The 19,476-nt window shown below is 62.1% G+C and carries 16 protein-coding genes; 9 read left to right on the forward strand and 7 right to left on the reverse strand.

Translation table 11 applies throughout. The annotated features are described in order from the left end of the window. Positions 1-151: 151 nt before the first annotated feature. Positions 152-2,692: a methyl-accepting chemotaxis protein gene (locus DMY87_RS15620; protein WP_110792544.1), complete on the forward strand. Its 2,541-nt coding sequence runs from the start codon at positions 152-154 to the stop codon at positions 2,690-2,692. A 67-nt stretch (positions 2,693-2,759) separates the two neighbouring features. Here DMY87_RS15620 and DMY87_RS15625 read toward each other — a convergent pair whose 3' ends face one another. Genes DMY87_RS15625 through DMY87_RS15635 form a run of 3 tightly spaced genes read right to left on the reverse strand, consistent with a single transcriptional unit; the run spans position 2,760 to position 5,912 of the window. Then, a complete protein-coding gene (locus tag DMY87_RS15625) occupies positions 2,760-3,860 on the reverse strand; it encodes an ABC transporter substrate-binding protein (protein WP_110792545.1) in 1,101 nt (366 codons plus the stop codon). Continuing rightward, a complete protein-coding gene (locus tag DMY87_RS15630; protein WP_110792546.1) occupies positions 3,857-5,248 on the reverse strand; it encodes a sensor histidine kinase in 1,392 nt (463 codons plus the stop codon). Before DMY87_RS15630 ends, DMY87_RS15625 begins: the two co-directional genes overlap by 4 nt. Then, the gene (locus DMY87_RS15635; RefSeq protein ID WP_110792547.1) at positions 5,235-5,912 is read right to left on the reverse strand and encodes a response regulator transcription factor; all 678 of its coding nucleotides are present in this window, start codon (positions 5,910-5,912) and stop codon (positions 5,235-5,237) included. The genes DMY87_RS15630 and DMY87_RS15635 overlap by 14 nt, the downstream gene beginning before the upstream one ends. A 259-nt stretch (positions 5,913-6,171) precedes the next feature. Between DMY87_RS15635 and DMY87_RS15640 the strand changes: the two genes are divergently transcribed. The 3 genes from DMY87_RS15640 (at position 6,172) to DMY87_RS15650 (ending at position 9,323) form a co-directional block, all read left to right on the forward strand. After that, positions 6,172-7,146 carry a Bug family tripartite tricarboxylate transporter substrate binding protein gene (locus DMY87_RS15640; RefSeq protein WP_245408935.1) on the forward strand — a complete coding sequence of 325 codons (975 nt, stop codon included), beginning with the start codon at positions 6,172-6,174 and terminating at the stop codon, positions 7,144-7,146. A gap of 168 nt (positions 7,147-7,314) precedes the next feature. Further along, positions 7,315-7,773: a tripartite tricarboxylate transporter TctB family protein gene (locus DMY87_RS15645; RefSeq protein ID WP_205908174.1), complete on the forward strand. Its 459-nt coding sequence runs from the start codon at positions 7,315-7,317 to the stop codon at positions 7,771-7,773. A gap of 29 nt (positions 7,774-7,802) precedes the next feature. Further along, the gene (locus tag DMY87_RS15650) at positions 7,803-9,323 is read left to right on the forward strand and encodes a tripartite tricarboxylate transporter permease (protein ID WP_110792548.1); all 1,521 of its coding nucleotides are present in this window, start codon (positions 7,803-7,805) and stop codon (positions 9,321-9,323) included. 103 nt (positions 9,324-9,426) lie between these two features. Here the strand turns inward: DMY87_RS15650 and DMY87_RS15655 are convergent, their stop codons facing one another. Further along, entirely contained in the window at positions 9,427-9,645 is a 219-nt protein-coding gene (locus DMY87_RS15655; RefSeq protein ID WP_110792549.1) for a hypothetical protein, read from the reverse strand. Positions 9,646-9,956: 311 nt separating this feature from the next. On the opposite strand from DMY87_RS15655, the gene treY reads away from it, so the two are divergent. Continuing rightward, positions 9,957-12,614 (forward strand): malto-oligosyltrehalose synthase, encoded by a 2,658-nt coding sequence (treY, locus tag DMY87_RS15660; protein WP_110792550.1) that lies wholly within the window; start codon positions 9,957-9,959, stop codon positions 12,612-12,614. Positions 12,615-12,635: 21 nt separating this feature from the next. On the opposite strand, the gene DMY87_RS15665 is transcribed toward treY, so the two are convergent. The 3 genes from DMY87_RS15665 to DMY87_RS15675 form a co-directional block, all read right to left on the reverse strand. Further along, positions 12,636-12,938: a DUF982 domain-containing protein gene (locus DMY87_RS15665; protein ID WP_110792551.1), complete on the reverse strand. Its 303-nt coding sequence runs from the start codon at positions 12,936-12,938 to the stop codon at positions 12,636-12,638. 74 nt (positions 12,939-13,012) lie between these two features. Beyond that, positions 13,013-13,870, reverse strand: coding sequence for a PfkB family carbohydrate kinase (locus tag DMY87_RS15670; protein ID WP_110792552.1), 858 nt, complete (start codon positions 13,868-13,870; stop codon positions 13,013-13,015). Continuing rightward, positions 13,867-14,895, reverse strand: coding sequence for a substrate-binding domain-containing protein (locus DMY87_RS15675; RefSeq protein WP_110792553.1), 1,029 nt, complete (start codon positions 14,893-14,895; stop codon positions 13,867-13,869). The genes DMY87_RS15670 and DMY87_RS15675 overlap by 4 nt, the downstream gene beginning before the upstream one ends. Before the next feature lie 346 nt (positions 14,896-15,241). Between DMY87_RS15675 and DMY87_RS15680 the strand changes: the two genes are divergently transcribed. The 4 genes from DMY87_RS15680 to DMY87_RS15695 all read left to right on the forward strand — a co-directional run bounded on the left by DMY87_RS15680 (position 15,242) and on the right by DMY87_RS15695 (position 19,423). Further along, entirely contained in the window at positions 15,242-16,501 is a 1,260-nt protein-coding gene (locus tag DMY87_RS15680) for an ABC transporter substrate-binding protein (protein WP_110792554.1), read from the forward strand. A 71-nt stretch (positions 16,502-16,572) separates the two neighbouring features. Further along, positions 16,573-17,559 carry a carbohydrate ABC transporter permease gene (locus DMY87_RS15685; protein WP_110792555.1) on the forward strand — a complete coding sequence of 329 codons (987 nt, stop codon included), beginning with the start codon at positions 16,573-16,575 and terminating at the stop codon, positions 17,557-17,559. Further along, on the forward strand, positions 17,559-18,386 hold the full coding sequence (locus DMY87_RS15690) for a carbohydrate ABC transporter permease (RefSeq protein WP_183041820.1): 828 nt from the start codon (positions 17,559-17,561) through the stop codon (positions 18,384-18,386). The genes DMY87_RS15685 and DMY87_RS15690 overlap by 1 nt, the downstream gene beginning before the upstream one ends. 11 nt (positions 18,387-18,397) lie before the next feature. After that, a complete protein-coding gene (locus DMY87_RS15695; RefSeq protein ID WP_110792557.1) occupies positions 18,398-19,423 on the forward strand; it encodes an ABC transporter ATP-binding protein in 1,026 nt (341 codons plus the stop codon). Positions 19,424-19,476 lie beyond the last annotated feature (53 nt).

Raw genomic sequence — 19,476 nt, forward strand, 5'->3', positions numbered from 1 at the left:
CGGGCTTGTCGCCGGCTCGACTTACCGTAAACATGCGAATTCGCAGGCTTCTAATTAAGCCGTTATTAGTTTTCCCCATCCATTCTTAGTGGATTGATTAAGGCGCTTCACCGCATTCTTTGCCGTGCCTGCGTCGGAGGAGAATTCAATCGTGTTCATCGACCGTATCCTGTCCCGTTTCAATATTCAGACCAAGGTGCTGATTTTCATTCTGCCCTTTGTGATCAGTATATCGGCTGTCGGATTTACCGGCCTTTACGCATCCGGATTGCTGCAGGGCCGGATCGAGATCTCCAACAGCGTGTTGCAGTCGCTGAGCGGTTTCCGCGATGTCTCGGCTTCGATGACGGATTTCCTCGAGAATACCACGGCCCAGTCGCGCGACGATGTGACGACGCGCCTGAAGCAGCAACAGCAGGATCTGCAGACAACCTTGTCGCAGCTGACTGCGGATGCCGATGGTCGTGCCGAACTGGAACAGGCCCGCACGCTTGTCGACACGGTCGTTGCGCGCACCGACGAGCTGTGGAAGCTGCATGAATCGGAAGCGGCCGTTGTCGCGACGCTCCAGCAGGGGACCTCCCAGGTGGTCACCGCGCAGGACAAAATCATGGCGGCCATGACCGACATGGAAAAGGCCGTTCAGGCGGATGATGCCTCGGCGAAGTCGATGCTGCGTGATGCCGAAAGCATTCGCAGCTCCGGCACCTTCCTGATGGAAATGAATTCTGCCTTCACCAAGGCCAAGACCCCGGACGAGAAGTTCGCCGCCATCAGCGCGCGTCATGCCGAGCTGGTGTCGCGCCAGCAACTGCTGGCCTCCGTTCTGCCAAAGGCGAACAAGTCGGCGGCCAACACGCTGGAAAAGATCGGCGGCCAGCTGAAGACCATTCTGGAAACGAACGATCGCTCCGATACCGTGATCACCGACATGCAGGGCATGCTGCGCAACTTCACGCAGCTGAACTCCTATCTCGGGCTGGCAGCCCAGCAGAAGATGAAGGATGCGACAATCAAGTTCGGTGAACTCGACGCGCCGCTCGCCAAGGCGCAGGCCGTCATCAATGATGGTCGCCAGCTGATGTCCGCCGGCTATGGCCTGCAGATCATGATGGCCCGTTTCCTGCTCGAGCCGACCGACGAAAACCGCGCATTGCTCGACAAGCAGTTTTCTGCCCTCAAGACCTCGCTTGAGACCCTTGGCACCAGTGCCGCCGACCAGCCGGTCCTGATGCAGGTCAAGGCCGAGCTTGCCCCGGCAATCGATACCATGGCCGCTGCCAGCGTCGAACTCGTCAAGGTCAGCCAGGCGCGCAAGGCAAGCTACGACCAGGCGGGTGCCGATCTCAATGTCATCTGGAAGCAGCTGACGACCTTTGCCGAAATGCAGAAGGTGTCTGCGGGTGAAGAGCGCCGCGATGCGAACTCCATCTCGATCGGCGCCACCGGCCTCGGCATCCTGATCTCGATCTTCGCCGGCATTGGACTCGTGCTCACCTTCAAGGGGCCGATCGGGCAGATCACCGGCGCCATGCGCCGCCTGGCAGAGGGCGTTCTCGACACCAAGATCAACGGCGAGACCCGCGTCGACGAAATCGGCGAGATGGCGCGCGCGCTCGGCGTCTTCAAGCAGAATGCCTTGTCGAAGATCGAAATCGAAAGCCGCAGCGAGGCAGAGCGGGCGCAAGCGGAAGAAGAGCGCCGCCGCAACGATCTGGAAAAGCAGGAAATCGACCGGCAGATCAATTTTGCCGTGAATGCGCTTGCCTCCGGTCTCGGTCGCCTGGCAAAGGGCGACATCTCCGAGACGATCGACACCCCGTTCCACGGCCGTCTTGAGCAGTTGCGCAACGACTTCAACCAGTCGCTTGAGCATCTGCAGGATACGATGACGCAGATCCGCTCGAACACCTACATGATCCAGCGCAATGCTGCCGAAATGAGCAGTGCTGCCGACCAGCTCGCCAAGCGCACGGAGCAGCAGGCGGCGTCGCTGGAGGAGACGGCGGCTGCCGTCGACGAGATCACGGTCACCGTGAAGCAGTCGGCAGAGCAGGCGGAACAGGCCAACACCATCGTTGCCGATACCAAGGGCCGTGCCGACACCTCGTCGGTCGTTGTCGCGAGCGCCATCGATGCCATGGGCCGGATCGAGGATGCCTCGGGCCAGATCGTGCAGATCATTGACGTCATCGACGAGATCGCCTTCCAGACGAACCTTCTGGCGCTCAATGCCGGGATCGAAGCGGCACGCGCCGGCGAAGCGGGCAAGGGCTTTGCCGTCGTTGCCCAGGAGGTTCGTGAGCTTGCGCAGCGCTCTGCCGGGGCGGCGCAGCAGATCAAGGACTTGATCCACAAGTCGAGCACGGAAGTGTCGGCGGGATCGAAGCTGGTCCAGCAGACGGGGGCGGTTCTTGCCGAAATCTCGACCAATATCATCACGGTCGCAGAGCGTGTCTCGGTCATCGCCATGGCCAGCCGCGACCAGTCCAATGCGCTCGGCGAGGTCAATTCCTCGGTCAATGAGATGGACCAGATGACCCAGCGCAATGCCGCCATGGTCGAGGAAACCAATGCTGCGACGCGTCAGCTGGCTGACGAGGCCGATGCGCTGATGCAGTTGATCAACCAGTTCAAGCTCGCACCCGAAGGACGCGCCCAGGCAAACACCGCCCATCACCGCGCCGCCTGACGAAGGCTGCAGGGACCGGATCAGGCCGCCGGCGGGACACTGCCGGCGGCTTTTGTGTTCGCGACGATCACGGCTTGTTGGGTGAAAACAACGAGGACCAGTTGGCGATGAAGCGGTCACGAGTCGCCTGATCCTGGGCGGCAAGCAGGGCTGGCCCAATGCGGATCGGTCTGCCTATGCCGGATTCGATCAGTGACATCGGCCCGTCGACATCGGGCGGCAAAGGCGTGCCTTCGGAGAAGAAGAAGGCCTTCTCCCGCGCCACCTTCTGCCCGCGCTGCGACAGAAGATAATCGAGGAAGCGTTTGGCGAGGTCCGGGTTTGGCGCAAGTTCCGGAATCAGTGCGCCGCGCGACAGGATCAGGGCATAATCCCGCGGGATCACCACCCGCAGGTCCGCATTGCGGCGCGATGCGGCATAGGCATAGGAGCCAAGCACGTTGTAGGCGATGCGCAGCCGGCCATTGGCGATCTCGCCCAGCACCTCGCTGTTGCAGCAGCGGGTGACGACGTCGGCGCGGCTGAAGCTTTCGAGCAGCCGGCCATAGGTCGTGGGCGCCTGGAGCGCATCGTGAAAGGCCAGCAGGTATCCGATCCCGGAGGCACGCACGTCATACGTGCCGATCCGGTTTCGATAGACATCCGGCTTGGCGCGCAGGAGCTCGGCGATCTCGACATGCGAACGCGGCACGTCTTCCGGCGGCACGCGCTTGCCGTCATAGACGATCACGGCGGGTTCGAAGGTGAAGCCGAACACCTCGTCGCGCCAGTTGGCCCAGTCGGCCACGCGCTCGGTCTCCGGTGAGCGATGGTCCTGCGCACAGCCGTCGTTGGCGAGCTTCACGAGCTGGTCAACCGAAGACGAGAGCAAAAGGTCGCCATAGGGTGTGCGGCTGAGGCAGGCATTCTCCGCCTCGCGGAAGAGGTCATTGGTGACATAATCGTTGAACTCGACGGTCACTTCCGGCGCGATCTGCTGGAAATCCAGGATCAGCGGCTTCATCGCATCGACATCCGTCGCCCCATTGATCACAAGGCGCACCTGCTCCGTGGCAATCGCTGGAAAGACCGTCTGTTCGCCCTCCAGCGCGAAAGCCGGCAATGCCCGAGCGGCAAGCAGGCTTGCGCCGAGCAGCAGCACCGATCTGAGTGCGTAACGGGCGATCATGCCCCCTCCTTCCGCATCAACGGCAGTTCGAGCACGACGGTAAAGCCGCGTTGCGGGGTTTTCTCGCGGAAGGAGAGGGCGCCCTTCAGCGCGCCGGCGACCTCCGAAGCGATGGCGAAACCGAGGCCGGAACTGCCTTCGCCCGATTTCGACGAGACGAAGCGCTGCGTGACATGTGACCAATCGGCCTGCGGGATGCCGGGGCCGTCGTCCTCGACCTCGACCAGGCCGAAGTCGCCGCGTCTGACCACCCGGACTTCCAGCTTCGACAGCGTACCGTGCCGCAACGAATTGTCGATGATGTTGACGATGGCCTCGCGCAGGCTCAAGCCATCACCGAGAATGGTCAGTGTCTCGTCGGGCGCCTCGAAGGAGACAACCGTATCCGGATCGATGGTGATCGGTACTGCTGCGCGAAACGCCTTGCGGGCGACATCGGTCAGGTCGAGCGGGGATAGCTGGGCGGAATCGAAGCGGTGGATGACCATGGCATGGTTGAGCAGCTGCGTGGTGAACCGCGCGAGCTCGTTGGTGCGGTCGCGCACGCGGCTTAAGTGACGGCGGTTGCTTTCCGACAGGGCGTCCTCGTCGATCAGGCTCACTTGCGCCGAGAGTGCCGTCAAAGGTGTCCGGATCTGGTGAGCGCTGTCGGCGATGAAGCGCTGCAGCAGCTTCAGCCGCTCGTCGAGGCGGCGCATGAAGTGGTTGATGGAATCGACGAAAGGCACGAGTTCGCGGGGTACATCGACGGCAAGCGGCGTGAGATCCTGGGAGTCCCGCCGACGCAAGGTGTCGCCCAGCGCATCGAGCGGCCGCAGAGAGTAACGAACCGCGAGCACCGTCCCGGCAAGCGCCAGCAGGCTCATGATCGTCACGAGGATCAAGGCGCGAGAGGTGAGTTCCGTCGTCAGGGCCTGGCGCGCTTCCGTGGTCTGGGCGATCAGCACATGGACCCAGCCTCCGACACTAGGGTCGGAGATCGCCCGGCTGGTCTGAACGAGGCGGACCGGCTGGTTGCGGTAGCTTCCCGTCTCGAACAACGGGCTGTTGAGTGCATGGTCCTTGTCGGTGCTCGCGGAAAGATCGTCGTAACCTGTCAGGGTGCTGCCGTCGGGCGCGATCACCCGGTAGAAGATGCGATCGCGCGGGGCGAGGCCCAGCAGTTCGAAGGCGCTGGGGGGCAGGTTGACGGCAATCTTCCCGTCCTCGACCACAAGGCTGTCCAGGATCTGGATCGCCGCCCCTTGCAGCAACCGGTCATAGGCTTCGTCGGCGGCTGCCCTGGCGTAAAACCATGCGGCCGTCATCAGCACCGCCGCTCCACCGGCGAGGACCACCGCAACGCGCAGAACGAGGCGGGAGAAGAGGGACGGCTTAGTCCTCTGCATCGGACACCAGCTGATAGCCCAAACCCCGGACGGTCACGATCCGGGCCTTGGCCCCCTCGAGTTTCTTGCGCAGGCGGCCGACATAAAGTTCGATGGCGTTGGGGCCAGCCGCCTCCTCGAAACCGAACAGCTGGTCGAGAAGCTGCTCTTTGCTGAAAACGCGTCCCGGCCGGCTTGCAAGGATTTCGAGCAGGGTCATTTCGCGGCGTTTCAATTGCACCTCGCGCTTGCCGACGCGGACCGAGCGCTGCGAGCGGTCGAGCAGCACATCGCCGCAGACAATGACATTGGTCGCCTCTCCACCGCTGCTGCGGCGCATCAACACGCGTGCACGCGCCTCCAGTTCGCGGAAGTCGAAGGGTTTGACGAGGTAGTCGTCGGCGCCCAGATCAAGCGCACCGACCCGGTCGTCGATTTCCGAGCGCGCTGTCAGGACCAGCACGGGCACCGGGTTCTTGTTCTGCCGAAGTCCCTTCAGGATCGAGAAACCGTCGAGCCCCGGCAGCATGACGTCGAGAATGACCAGATCGTATTCGGTGAAATCGAGGATCTCCGCGGCGGCATGGCCGTCCGTCTGCCAGTCGACCGTGTGACCGATGGTTTCAAAGCGGCGGCTGATTGCCTCGCCGACGTCGAGCGTGTCTTCCACGAGCAGGATGCGCATGGGCGGACGGTCGCATGTCTGCGGGCATCGATCAAGCGGTGGTCGGGGTGATCTTGCCGTTAACGGGTTTGACAGGATCGTGACAGGATTGAGGCCTATCAATGTCCGGCCGGCATAGGGAGAGAGCTTACGCCGGCATTTGGGGAGGATCCCAACGCCATCGCCATCAGCAACACGCGGACGCACGTCCTGCGTGAACGCTATTTTCGTGGCCTGCGCTGGGATTGTCCGGGAACGCTGAGATATTCGGGAGAGAATGATGATCCGCAACACGATGAAATTTCTGGCCGGTGCTGCCCTGATCGGCCTTGCTGCCGCGACCTCCGCCATGGCCGAGCCGAGCAAGCCGGAATGCCTGGCGGGTGCCAAGCCCGGCGGCGGTTTCGACCTGACCTGCCGGCTCGCTGCCAATGCCCTGCTCGAAACCAAGCAGATCAAGCAGCCCATGGCCGTCACCTACATGGAAGGTGGTGTCGGCGCCGTGGCCTATAACCACGTCATCTCCAAGCGTGCCAGCGATCCGAACCTGATCACCGCCGCATCCTCGGGCTCGGCACTTCTGCTCGCTCAGGGCAAGTTCGGCCAGTATGACGAGAGTGCCGTGCGCTGGCTTGGTGCACTCGGTGCAGACTTCGGCGTGATCGTGGTCAATGCCGAATCGCCCTACAAGACGATGGCCGATCTCGTTGCCGCCTACAATGCCGACCCGACGACCTTTGCGATCGCAGGCGGCGGCGCCGTCGGTTCGCAGGACTGGATGAAGGGCTCGCTGATCGCCAAGGCTGCGGAGCAGGATCCGAAGTCGATGCGTTACGTCGCGCTTGAAGGTGGTGGCGCCGTGTTGACCGCGCTCGAAGGCGGCCATGTGCAGGTCGGCTCCGGCGACGCTGCCGAAATGGGCAAGCATCACCTCGCAGGCAAGGTCCGCATCCTCGCCGTCATGTCGCCTGAGCGCCTGCCGGGTGAACTCAAGGACATTCCGACCGCCAAGGAACAGGGCTTTGACCTCGAATGGCCCGTCTGGCGTGGCTTCTATGTCGGCAAGGACGTGTCCGACGCCGACTACGACTGGTGGGTCAAGGCGTTCGACGCCATGAGCAAGACGCCGGAATTCGCCAAGGAACGCGAGTCGCGTGGCCTTTTCGAATTCACCTTGCTCGGCAAGGACTTCGATGACCGCGTCAAGAGCGACGTCGCCAAGTTCAAGATCCTGGCCAAAGAAGCCGGCTTCTGATCCGGCGGGCGATGCGGCCCCTGATGGTCGCATCGCCCCATCCGCGCGGAGCGTGTGCGCGGAACTGCACCTTCAACACACGCCACGGCCGCGGCTGAAGGCGTCATGACCTTGGGTGATCGCGGCGCTTCGATGTGGCCGCCGATCCGAATGCGGGGAAACACTAAAATGTCGGAAAACACGAGAACCCACCAGCTCATCGGCCGCATCAGCGCGCTGGTCCTGCTTTTGCTCGCCATTGCCTATGGCATCGGCGGCAGCATGATCGAATATGCCTTTTCGTCGGATCCGCTCGGGCCACGTTTCGTGCCTGTCATGCTGGCCATTCTGCTCGGCCTGTTCACCTTGTTCTACCTCAAGTTTCCTGGATCGGCGGAAGACTTCCCGACCGGAAACGCGCTGGTTCGGGTGCTCGCCGTGCCGGCCACGCTCATCGTCTGCGTGGCGCTCATGGAGCCGCTCGGCTTCGCCATCTCGATCTTCCTTCTGACGACCGTGACCGGCTGGATCTTCGGCGCTTCACCCAAGCTGTCGCTGATCGGTGGTGTCGTTCATGCCGCCCTCTGGTGGTTCATCTTCTCCTTCTTGCTCGAGGTCTACCTGCCGACCGGCGCCATCTTCGGCTGACCGTCGCCAGGACCTGAAAGGATAATTTCATGAGCTTCGAATATCTCTGGCACGGCTTCGGCGTTGCCCTCACGGGGCAGAACCTGCTGATCGGCTTCATCGGCTGTTTCATCGGCACGCTGGTCGGCGCCCTTCCTGCCATCGGCCCGATCAACGGCATCGCCCTCCTGATGCCCATCGCCTATTCCATGGGGCTTCCCGCCGAAAGCACGATGATCTTGCTTGCCTCGGTCTATTGCGGGGCGGAATATGGTGGCCGTATCTCCTCCATCCTGCTCAACGTGCCCGGTGATGCCGGTGCCGTCATGACGGCGATGGACGGTTATCCCATGGCCAAGCAGGGCCGCGCTGGCGAAGCACTCGCCTTGTCGGGCATCGCCTCCTTCATCGGGGGTATCATCGGCGTCATCGGTCTTGCCTTCTTCGCGCCGCTGCTCTCGGGCCTTGCGATCGGCTTCGGCCCCGCCGAATACTTCGTGCTGATGGTGTTTGCCTTCGCCACTCTCGGCTCGATGGTCGGTTCGCAGCCCACCAAGACTCTGATCGGCTGCGTGCTCGGCCTGATGCTGGCGACCGTCGGACTGGATGCCACTTCGGGTGCCTATCGCTTCACCTTCAACGAGCCGGAACTCGGCGACGGCATTGAGTTCGTGACGCTGGTCATCGGTCTCTTCTCGATCTCAGAAGCGATGCTGATCCTCGAGCATCAGACCAAGGGCGTCACCGTGATCCGCGAACTCGGTCGCATGACCGCTCGCATGTCGGACGTCGTAAAGAGCATGGGCGCCACCCTGCGCGGCTCGCTGATCGGCTTCATCGTCGGCGTTCTGCCGGGTACCGGTGCCTCGGTCTCCAGTGCCGTCTCCTACACGACTGAAAAGCGGATTTCCGATACTGAAGGCACCTTCGGCCATGGCGACGTTCGTGGTCTGGCAGCACCGGAAGCCGCCAACAATGCAACCGCGGCCGGCGCCTTCGTGCCCATGCTGACGCTCGGCGTGCCCGGTTCCGGCACCACGGCGGTCATGCTCGGTGCGCTGATGCTCTACAACATCCAGCCCGGCCCGATGCTGCTCGTCGAGCGCCCGGAAATCGTCGGCGGTCTCGTCGCCTCGCTGTTTGTCGGCAACTTCATCCTGCTCGCGCTCAACCTGCCGCTGGTCAACATCTTTGCCCGCGTGCTGACCATGCCGAACTGGATCCTCGTGCCCGGCATCCTCGTGCTTTCGGTCATCGGCGTCTATTCCACCCATGCCTCCATCTTCGCCATCTATCTGATGCTGGCGATCGGCATTGCCGGCTGGCTCTTGCGCAAGGCAGGCTTCGACATGGCGCCGATCATTCTCGGCTTCGTTCTGGGCAAGGTGATGGAAGTGAACCTGCGCAATGCGCTGGCGATCAGCGGTGGAGACATCTCCATCCTGTTCCAGAGCAAAATCTCGCTCATTCTGTGGGTGCTTGCCATTGCGGTTGCGGTTCTGCCAGTTCTCCTCGGCTGGCGGGCAAAGCGCCGCCGTGCACTGGCTGCTGCCGAAGCGTCGGCCCAGTAAACACTCTGGCCGGCAGCGACTGCCGGCCTCCTGCCGATCCTCCCAAGGGAAAACGCCGTGTTCTGCTTTGCAGACGCGGCGTTCATCGTTTCAAGTGGGCTGCTTATTCTCCGGCCTGCATCTGTCCGGCCATCTTTGCCGGAGGGGCCGACATGGCTTCCATCAGCGATTTCACGATCGCCGCGCGCAGAGCATAGGTGTTTGCCGTGGTCTTCTTGTGGTCCAGGCGCTGCGCCGCAACCACCAGATTGGCGCCTTGCTGCATGACGATCTCTTGCGCCCGTACCATGGCCCAGGTCTCGATTTCCATTTGGTCAGTCATGTCCGCACCCCAGCTAAGTCATTTAGCCCCGCTGCCGTCTCGAATCGGCTGCTAAATCAAGCATATTTGAATGAAATGAATTATTGAAGCGAAGCCCAAAAAAGATCAGGCACAACATGTCGGCGAGGGTTGCAAATTCCAGATCTGCTTATGTAGCAATTTCGCCTTTTGGGTGAGGTGTCATTTTTTGTGCACTTTACCTCTGGTCCGGTCAGCGATACGCGCGGGCGCTTGGATGCGTTCTTTGCGGAACAACCCGGGGATGCTGGCGTTACGCAGCGTCAATCAAAATTTCTCCCGAGGATGCCAGCATGCCCATTCCCGTTTCGACCTATCGCCTGCAGTTTCGAAACGGGATGGATTTCGAACGTGCCGTCGACCTGGTGCCCTATCTGAAGCGTCTCGGCATCAGCCATCTCTATGCCTCACCCATCTTTGCCGCGACCAAGGGCTCCACCCATGGCTACGACGTCACCGATGCCAATGTCATCGATCCCGTCCTTGGCGGGAGGGAAGGGCTGGAGAGCCTGTCGAACGCTCTCAAGTCCGAAGGGCTTGGCCTTATCCTCGACATCGTGCCCAACCACATGGCGGCGAGCCTCGAAAATCCGTGGTGGCGCAGCGTGGTCACCTGGGGAGAGGCGAGCCCTTTCGCGCGCCATTTCGATATCGACTGGAACCGCAAGTTGACGCTGCCCTTTCTCGGATCGAGCTTCGAGCAGGCCGTGATGGAACGCGCCTTCTCGCTGGTGCTGGATGGGAGGCAAGGTGGTCTCGCACTCAAGTATTTCGACAGCCTTTATCCGCTCGATCCCGCGACCTATCCGGCTGTTCTCAGCGAATCTACCGACCCGATGGCGGCTCGTCTGGCAGATCTCGGACGCCAGGCGAAGTCCGGGAATGCTGCGCAATTTCACCGTGCTGTCCTCGACCTCTGTCATGGCGGCGACTGCGAGGGCCTGCTGCGCGACCTTGATGCCCGTGCCCGCGATGCCGACTTTCTCGTTTTCCTGCACAGCCTGCAGCCCTGGCGTCTGATGCATTTTACCGAAGCAGCGCAGGGCCTGAACTACCGCCGCTTCTTCGAAATTGCCGGGCTTGTCGGCCTGCGCGTAGAAGACCAGTCCGTGTTCGACGACGTGCACGAAACGGTTCTCGACCTGGTCCGCAAGGATATCGTTCAAGGGCTGCGGATCGATCATGTCGACGGATTGGCCGATCCGGCTGCCTATCTCGCCAAGCTGCGCGCGGCAATCGGCGACGAAGTCTATCTGGTTGTCGAGAAGATCCTCGCGCCGGGGGAAAGCCTGCCCGAGGATTGGCCCGTCGATGGAACGACAGGCTACGAGTTCATCGCCGCCCAGGTGCCGGTTCTTCTGGATGAGAACAGCTTTTTTGCAGTTCGCGCGGCCTATGAGCAGGTGAGTGGCGGTCCCTCCGACATTCCTCTCGAAATGCGTGCCGCCAAGCGGCAGATGATCCGCGTCAATTTTGCGGGCGAGGTCCGCGCCCTTTTGCGGGAGGCGGGCCAGTTCACCGGTCTCGACAAGCCGGTTCTGCGAAATGCACTTGAGGAAATCCTGCTTTCCTTTCCGCGCTACCGGACCTATGGCCGCGACGACGGCGTCGCGGATGGGGATCGCGCTTTGCTCGATGATGTCCTTCGTGATGCCGGTCGCAGTTTAACGGACGAGGAGGCGCAGGCGGCCCACAGGCTCGTGGCGCTTCTGAAGGGCGAGAATGCGGGAGCGGCAGACCACGAGGACGCCGCGATCCTGCGCCGGCGCTTCCAGCAGTTGACGGGACCGTTGATGGCGAAATCGCTGGAGGACACGCTGTTCTTCCGCCACGGCGAATTCCTGGCCCTCAACGAAGTGGGGGGCGAACTGGAATTGCCTGAAGGCGGTCTCGAACATTTCCACCAGGAGATGGCGCGGCGCGCAAAGGAACAGCCGCACGGATTGTCGGCGTCCTCGACACATGACACGAAGCGTGGGGAAGATGCGCGTGCGAGGCTGTTCGCCTTTGCCGAAGATGCCTCTGCCATGGCGGAGCGGATCGCCGGCTGGCGGCAGATCGCCCAACCCCACGTCAAGCGCTTGACCGACGGACCTGCGCCCGAACCGGAGATCGAGTGGATGATCTTCCAGGCACTGGTCGGGCATTGGCCGATCGACCTGCGGGCTGAGGACCGGGAAGGGCTCGCCGATTTCGCCGATCGGGTCGCGGCTTTCGTCGAGAAGTCGCTGCGCGAGGCAAAGCTTCGCAGCGACTGGAATGCCGTGGACGAGGACTACGAGAAGGCCGTGACCGGCTATGTCCGCAGTCTGCTGCTCGATCACCCCGACTTTGTCGCTGATTTCGTCGACCAGATCCAGCAACTGATCCCGGCTGGTCTTGTCAACGGACTGACCCAGACCGTCATCAAGCTGACGGCGCCCGGTATTCCCGACATTTACCAGGGCAGCGAGGGGATCGACCTCAGTTTCGTCGACCCCGACAACCGTCGTCTGCCGGCCTTCGCGGTGCTCTCTGCATTTGATCCGGATGCCCCGATCGCGTTTGCCGATCCGCAGGCGCTGGCCGCCGGGCGGGTCAAGCAGGCAGTGGTCGGACGGGGGCTTCGTCTGCGCAACCAGCACCCTGAGCTCTTCGCCCGAGGGGACTATGTGCCGCTGGTGGCAGAGGGGGAGAAAAGCCGCCACATCCTGGCGTTTGCGCGAGTGCGGGGCGACGAGGCCACGATCACCATTGCTTGCCGACTACCTCTGTCGATGCTTGTGGAAGCGGACAAGGGGAGCGATGCGGATTTCTGGGGCGAGACGTCGGTCGCGTTGCCGGATACTTTGGCGGTCATGCCCTGGCGGGATGCGCTGATGGATCGTGCGATCCCCTCCACGCCGAGGCTTCTGATGCGCGATGTGCTGAAGGGGCAAACCGTTGCGCTGCTCGTGGCCGCCAGGATGTGACGGCCTCGAACAGCTTTCGTCTCAAGCGACCGCCTTGCGACGCTGCGGCAGGAAGCTCACCAGCCGGTCGGGGTCGGTTGCCAGGCGCATGCCGGCTTCTTCAGCTGCCGCGATAAAGGCGGCGCGGGCGAGTTCGGCGGCGTGCAGATCGCGCAGGGCGTTCCGGCACAGGCGGATTGCCTGCTCATAGGCAGGGCCGCGACGGGTCGGCCATTCGGCGTCAAGAAAATCCAGGGCATCATAGGCGTTCTGAAACCGTCGAGTCAGCCCGCAGGGCAGTTCCAGTTCGACGGGTCGGTTCCAGGTGAAATCGTATTCGGTCATGCCTTCCTCCGTATTGCACCCACAAACTCGTCAGGCGTGGGGTGGGTTCCGGAGCGGAGATCAAATAAAATTGGCTAGAGCGTTGATTTTTCAGTTGTCATTTGGGCGGTTTGCTGCTCACGCCCCACCAGCCATCGGGCGGTCAAATCGGCGGCAATCCGCGCCGCCTCAATGATATCGGCCCCGGAAAGCAGGGCGTGAATCAATCCGCCGCTGAAGCTGTCGCCGGCGCCGATCGTGTCGCGCACGCTGACCCGCTGCGCTATCGCAACCGTGATTTCCCGTGTGCCGTCGTAGATCGAGATGGCATCGGGCCCGTCAGTCATCACCAGATGGCGGAGCCGGCTGCCGCTTAGCTCTGCCGCAAGCGACCAGACATCGGCGATGCTCCTGTCGGGCATATCCGCCTTGGAGCCGATCATGATATCCGCCGGGCGCGGGGCCGCGCGGCGCAGCGGCAGTTGCGAGACGACCAGCCGCGCCTGAGCCAGGGAGGCGAGGATCGTGTCAGGCAGGAGTGGTGCGTTGACGTAGAAGACGCCATCCGAAAGGGCCTCGTCCAGAACAAATGCGCGCGACAGGCGGCGTTCGTTCGACAGGATGGTGCGTTCCCCCTCGGGGTCAAGCAGGATGTCGGCAAAATCCGTGCCGCCCGGCACCCGTGTGATGAGCGAGATGTCGAAGCCCAGCCCGGCAAGATCCGCCATCGCCGTATCGCCGTGTTCATCCGTCATCAGGTTCGACAGGATCGCGACCGAATGACCGAGATCCCGCAACCGCCTCGCGGTAAAGTATCCGCCGCCGCCCAGCCGCGTATGGCGGGCGCTCCACAGGATGCGGCCACCGGCCCGCAACGGTTCGGTCAGCCGCCAGATGCGATCGTGGTTCACGTGGCCCACGACGACGATGCGGTCTGCTGTTGGCGTGCTCATTCCCCGGCATCCTTGTGCACGGGGCGGCTGGATTCCCGCAGGATCAGCTCCACCGGCCACAGTTCGGCGATATCGGTCGCCGGGCGGCCGCTCAGCATCTGCAAGAGGAGGTCGGCGATCCGGCTTCCCGCCGCGCGGATCGAGGAGCGGGTCGTCGACAGCGACGGCACCATGTTGTCGGCCGTCAGATAGGGGAAGACGTCATCATGGGCGATGACCGAAATATCCTGGCCGACGACGAGGTTCATCGAGCGGGCCGCGCGGTAGACGCCGAGCGCACTCATCATCGAGCCGGCGACAAAGGCGGTCGGGCGCTGCCCTTGCTCCAGCACTGCGCGCGCCACGCGAAAACCGATCTCGTCGGTGAAATTGCCATGGGTCACGAGCTTCGGATCATAGGTCACGTCACGTTCCGCCAGCGCTTCCCTATACCCCTTGTCGCGGTGCTGGGTAAATGTCAGTCCCTCGCGACCGTTGATCATGGCGATGCGGCGATGGCCGAGATCGAGCAGGTGCTGGGTCGCCCGGCATATGGCGCCCTCGTTGTCGATGTCCAGCCAGGCATACGGCGCGTCGGTGGCGGAGCGTCCATGCACGATGAAGGGCAGCTTCAATTCGTTGAGCAGGGCAATGCGCGGGTCGTTGGGGCGCGGCGCAGTGATGACAACGGCGTCAACACGGCGGCTTTCCGCGAGACGGCGATAGAGTTGTAACTCGTCGCGGCTGTCCTGCTCCGCCATGGGCGTGATCAGGATGTCGATATCCTCGGCGCTCAGGCGTTCGGAAATGCCGCCCATGAATTCCGCAAACTGGTATTCGCCGGCCCGGCTGGTCACGACACCGATCGCGCCGACACGGCCGGTGGCGAGCCTCACAGCGTTGATGTTGGGGCGATAGCCGAGCTTGGCCGCCTCTTCCATCACGCGTTTCCGCGTTGCTTCACTCACTTCCGGATAGCCGCTCAGGGCACGGCTGACGGTCGTCGGCGAAAGACCGATCTGCTGGGCAAATTCCTTGAGCTTCATCCCGTGCCCTACTTCCTCCTGTCAGGCTGCCCTGCCAGGCTCCCAATGGTGCTTATCCCATGGCTGCGGCGCCTCTGGCAAGATTCCTCCCCCGCGATTTAAAGCGATTACAAATCTCAGTGTCATTGGCTTGATGGGTGATGGCTGGCAGGATCTCGAAATAGAGCAGGATGTTCGTTTATTCAAAAAAGATAATGAAATATCATGTGTTTGTGTTTTTCTTATGCGCGAGCGCTGGAACAAGGTTTGACTCGTTTTCTGTTTTTTGCCAGTCTCCACCAACCAAAGCGTTTTCAAATTTGTTGTGGAGGTTGCAACGGCTTTGGTTTCTCGGGAGGAGATATTGATGAAGACACTGTTGAGCGCCGCCCTGATCGCGGCCACTGCGTTGTGCGGATCCGTCCAGGCGGCCGAGATTGCGGTCGCGGCGAATTCCACCGGCAAGAACCTGGATTTTCTGCGCAAGCTGTTCGTCGAGTTCGAAGAAAAGAGCGGGCACAAGGTGTCACTCGTCACCATGCCGCCCTCCAGTTCCGAGCAGTTCGCTCAGTACAGGCTGTGGCTTGCCGCCGGCAACAAAGACGTCGACGTCTACCAGACGGATGTGATCTGGGCGCCGCAGCTGGCCGACCAGTTCGTCGATCTGAAGGCGGCCGCCGGTGATGGGATCACCGATTTCTTTCCCTCGATCATCGAGTCGCAGACGGTGAACGGCCGTCTCGTGGCGATGCCGCTCTACACCGACGCGCCGGCGCTGTTCTACCGCAAGGACCTGCTGGAGAAATACGGCAAGGAGGTCCCGAAGACCTGGGCCGACATGGCGGCCGTCGCCAAGGACATCCAGGACAAGGAGCGCGAGGCCGGCCAGAAGGATCTCTGGGGTTATGTCTTCCAGGCCAATGCCTATGAGGGGCTGACCTGCAATGCGCTTGAATGGATCAAGTCCTCCGGCGGCGGGCAGATCGTCGAGCCGGATGGCACGATCTCGGTCAACAACGAAAAGGCCGCGGCCGCCCTCGATCAGGCGAAGTCCTGGATCGGTACGATCACGCCGCCCGGCGTTCTCGCCTATCAGGAAGAGGAATCGCGCGGCGTCTGGCAGACCGGCAATGCCGTCTTCATGCGCAACTGGCCGTATGCCTATGCGCTTGGCAATGGTGACGACAGTGCGGTCAAGGGCAAGTTCGATGTGGCGACGCTTCCGGTGGCTGCCACCGGCGACAAGCCGTCTTCGACACTGGGCGGCTGGAACCTCGCCGTGTCGAAATATTCTGAAGAACAGGAAGCCTCGATCGACCTCGTCAAGTTCCTGACCTCGGCCGAGGTGCAGAAGCGCCGCGCCATCGAATTGTCGAACCTGCCGACGCGCTCGGCGCTCTATGACGACGCGGATGTCGCGGCGGCCCAGCCCTTCATGCCGCAGTGGAAGCCGATCTTCCAGGATGCCGTGCCGCGTCCGTCTGCCACGACCAAGGTCAAGTATAACGAGGTTTCCTCGCGCTTCTGGAGCGCCGTGCACAACACGCTGTCCGGCTCGGGCACTTCGGCAGAAAATCTCGAACTGCTCGAAATCGAGCTGAACGAACTCATGGGCAATGGCTGGTGATCCAGCCGCCGGGCGACCTCCTCGTCGCCCGGCTCCCGTCAGCCCCCCGTCACCCCAAGGGAGGACCGCCCATGTCAGACATCAGCATGAACCCTGCCGTGCGCCCACCGCCGGCCAAAGCCACAGCCGGCTCGGATCTCAGCGCCCAGCGCACCCGCTCCGCCTGGATCTTTCTCGCGCCGACCCTGATCGTGCTTGCCATGGTCGCCGGATGGCCGCTCATCCGGACCATCTATTTCAGTTTCACCAATGCGACCCTCAACAACCTCGCCGGTGCCGAATTCATCGGTTTCGGCAATTATCTGACCTGGATCACGCTGCAGAGCGGCCGCACGGTCTATCGCGGCTTGCTTGTAGATCCGGCCTGGTGGGGGGCGGTGGCGAATACGTTGCGCTTCACCCTGCTGTCGGTCTCGATCGAGACGGTGCTCGGTCTTGTCGTCGCTCTGGTGCTGAACGCCAGGTTTCCCGGACGCGGCATCGTGCGTGCCGCGATCCTCATCCCCTGGGCCATCCCGACGATCGTCTCGGCCAAGATGTGGGCCTGGATGCTCAACGACCAGTTCGGCATCCTCAACGACATCTTCCTCAATCTCGGCCTGATCAGCCAGAAGATCGCCTGGACGGCCAATCCGGAGACGGCGATGGTGGCCGTGCTGATCGTCGACGTGTGGAAAACCACGCCCTTCATGGCGCTGCTCATTCTCGCCGGCCTGCAGATGGTGCCGCAGGATATCTATGAAGCGGCGAAGATCGATGGGGTTCATCCGGTCAAAGTGTTTTTCAGGCTCACGCTGCCGCTCATCCGCCCGGCACTGATGGTGGCGGTGATCTTCCGCATGCTTGATGCGCTGCGCATCTTCGATCTCATCTATGTGCTGACGCCGAACAATTCGCAGACCAAGACCATGTCGGTCATGGCGCGGGAAAACCTCTTCGAGTTCGACAAGTTCGCCTATGGGGCAGCAGCATCCACCATGCTCTTCCTGATCATCGCCTCGATCACGGTCATTTACATCGTCTTCGGCCGCGTCAATCTTTCCGGAGGAGAGCGCTGATGCCGACCGTGGTCAAACAATCCGCCTTCTATCTGCTCGTTGCGATCATCGTCGTCATCGCGGTCTTCCCGTTCTACTACGCTGTTATCACCAGCCTGAAACCCGGTAGTGCGCTCTTCGACATCAGCTATTGGCCCAACACCGTGACATTCGGGAACTACGAAAGCGTGCTGTCGCGCGGCAGCTTCGTGCGCAGTCTCGGCAATTCGCTGCTGGTGGCAACCGTCGTGGTGGTGCTGTCGCTGTTTCTGGCGGTGACGGCATCCTATGCGCTGGCCCGTATCCGGTTTCGCGGGCGGGGGCTTTTGCTGCTCACCATCCTTGCGGTCTCGATGTTCCCGCAGATCGCCGTGCTCGCCGGACTGTTCGAACTGATCCGCTGGATGGGGATCTTCAACACGCCGATCGCGCTGATCTTCTCCTACATGATCTTCACGCTGCCGTTCACCGTCTGGGTGCTCACCACCTTCATGCGGGACCTGCCGATCGAGATCGAGGAGGCGGCGATCGTTGACGGAGCCTCGTCCTGGGTGATCATCACGCAGGTTTTCATGCCGCTGATGTGGCCGGCGCTGGTGACGACCGGGCTTCTCGCTTTCATCACCGCCTGGAACGAGTTCCTCTTTGCACTCACCTTCACCTCGTCGAACACGCAGCGCACCGTGCCGGTCGCCATCGCGCTGCTCTCTGGCGACAGCCAGTTCGAAATCCCCTGGGGCAGCATCATGGCCGCCTCGGTCATCGTCACCATTCCGTTGGTCGTACTCGTTCTGATCTTCCAGCGGCGCATCATTTCCGGCCTCACAGCCGGCGGCGTCAAGGGATAGGAGGATAACCCATGGCCCATATCCAACTCACAGACATCCGCAAATCGTTTGGAGCGCTTGAGGTCATCAAGGGCGTCGACATGGAAATCCGCTCCGGTGAATTCATGGTCTTTGTCGGCCCGTCGGGCTGCGGCAAGTCCACGCTTTTGCGCCTGATCGCAGGCCTGGAAGACATTTCATCCGGCACACTCGCCTTCGACGGCGAGGTGATGAACCAGTTGCCACCGGCCAAGCGTGGCATCGCCATGGTCTTCCAGTCCTATGCGCTTTACCCGCACATGACCGTGTTCGACAACATGGCCTTCGGCATGAAGCTTGCCGGCCAGGACAAGGCGGAACGGGACCGAAGGGTGCGGGAGGCAGCCGACATGCTGCAGCTGACCCCGTATCTGGAACGGCTGCCCCGGCAGCTTTCGGGCGGTCAGCGCCAGCGTGTGGCGATCGGTCGCGCCATCGTTCGCGATCCTCGCGTGTTCCTCTTCGATGAACCGCTCTCCAACCTCGATGCCGCGCTGCGCGTCGCCACCCGTCTCGAAATTGCCAAGCTTCATCGCAGCATGCACAACACCACGATGATCTATGTGACCCATGACCAGGTGGAAGCCATGACGCTCGCCGACCGGATCTGTGTGTTGCGCGACGGCGTGGTCGAGCAGGTGGGCACGCCGCTCGAACTCTATGAGAGCCCGAATTCGCTCTTCGTCGCCGGCTTCATCGGCTCGCCGAAGATGAATTTCCTCGACGGGCGCTTTTCGGACGAAATGGGCGCCCATACCATCGGCATCCGCGCCGAGCATCTTTCGATTGAACAAGATGGACGCTGGCGGGGTTCTGTCGTGCATTCCGAAATGCTGGGATCGGACAGCTATGTCTATGTCGACATCGGCACGTCCGAGCCGGTCGTCGTGCGGCAGGAAGGGACGGCGACGCTGAAGCCCGGCGAAACCGTCGCTCTCTCGCCTGTTGAACATGAACTGCACCGTTTCGACCGCGATGGCCGCGCCATCGGCCGCGGCCTGATGAAAGGCGCTGCCTGAGCGCCAAAATGAAATACGGTCCTCCATGGCGGGGGACCGATACCGAAGGAGAA

The sequence above is a fragment of the Peteryoungia wuzhouensis genome (assembly GCF_003205195.1).
Lineage (GTDB): Bacteria > Pseudomonadota > Alphaproteobacteria > Rhizobiales > Rhizobiaceae > Allorhizobium > Allorhizobium wuzhouense.

What these genes read in the sequence shown, in the direction of transcription:
- DMY87_RS15695 (WP_110792557.1), top strand. Translation starts at nt 18,398, where the DNA reads ATGGCCCATATCCAACTCACAGACATCCGCAAATCGTTTGGAGCGCTT.
- DMY87_RS15650 (WP_110792548.1), top strand. Translation starts at nt 7,803, where the DNA reads ATGAGCTTCGAATATCTCTGGCACGGCTTCGGCGTTGCCCTCACGGGG.
- DMY87_RS15665 (WP_110792551.1), bottom strand. Translation starts at nt 12,938, where the DNA reads ATGACCGAATACGATTTCACCTGGAACCGACCCGTCGAACTGGAACTG.
- DMY87_RS15655 (WP_110792549.1), bottom strand. Translation starts at nt 9,645, where the DNA reads ATGACTGACCAAATGGAAATCGAGACCTGGGCCATGGTACGGGCGCAA.
- DMY87_RS15680 (WP_110792554.1), top strand. Translation starts at nt 15,242, where the DNA reads ATGAAGACACTGTTGAGCGCCGCCCTGATCGCGGCCACTGCGTTGTGC.
- DMY87_RS15670 (WP_110792552.1), bottom strand. Translation starts at nt 13,870, where the DNA reads ATGAGCACGCCAACAGCAGACCGCATCGTCGTCGTGGGCCACGTGAAC.
- DMY87_RS15640 (WP_245408935.1), top strand. Translation starts at nt 6,172, where the DNA reads ATGATCCGCAACACGATGAAATTTCTGGCCGGTGCTGCCCTGATCGGC.
- treY (WP_110792550.1), top strand. Translation starts at nt 9,957, where the DNA reads ATGCCCATTCCCGTTTCGACCTATCGCCTGCAGTTTCGAAACGGGATG.
- DMY87_RS15685 (WP_110792555.1), top strand. Translation starts at nt 16,573, where the DNA reads ATGTCAGACATCAGCATGAACCCTGCCGTGCGCCCACCGCCGGCCAAA.
- DMY87_RS15675 (WP_110792553.1), bottom strand. Translation starts at nt 14,895, where the DNA reads ATGAAGCTCAAGGAATTTGCCCAGCAGATCGGTCTTTCGCCGACGACC.
- DMY87_RS15645 (WP_205908174.1), top strand. Translation starts at nt 7,315, where the DNA reads ATGTCGGAAAACACGAGAACCCACCAGCTCATCGGCCGCATCAGCGCG.
- DMY87_RS15630 (WP_110792546.1), bottom strand. Translation starts at nt 5,248, where the DNA reads ATGCAGAGGACTAAGCCGTCCCTCTTCTCCCGCCTCGTTCTGCGCGTT.
- DMY87_RS15625 (WP_110792545.1), bottom strand. Translation starts at nt 3,860, where the DNA reads ATGATCGCCCGTTACGCACTCAGATCGGTGCTGCTGCTCGGCGCAAGC.
- DMY87_RS15690 (WP_183041820.1), top strand. Translation starts at nt 17,559, where the DNA reads ATGCCGACCGTGGTCAAACAATCCGCCTTCTATCTGCTCGTTGCGATC.
- DMY87_RS15635 (WP_110792547.1), bottom strand. Translation starts at nt 5,912, where the DNA reads ATGCGCATCCTGCTCGTGGAAGACACGCTCGACGTCGGCGAGGCAATC.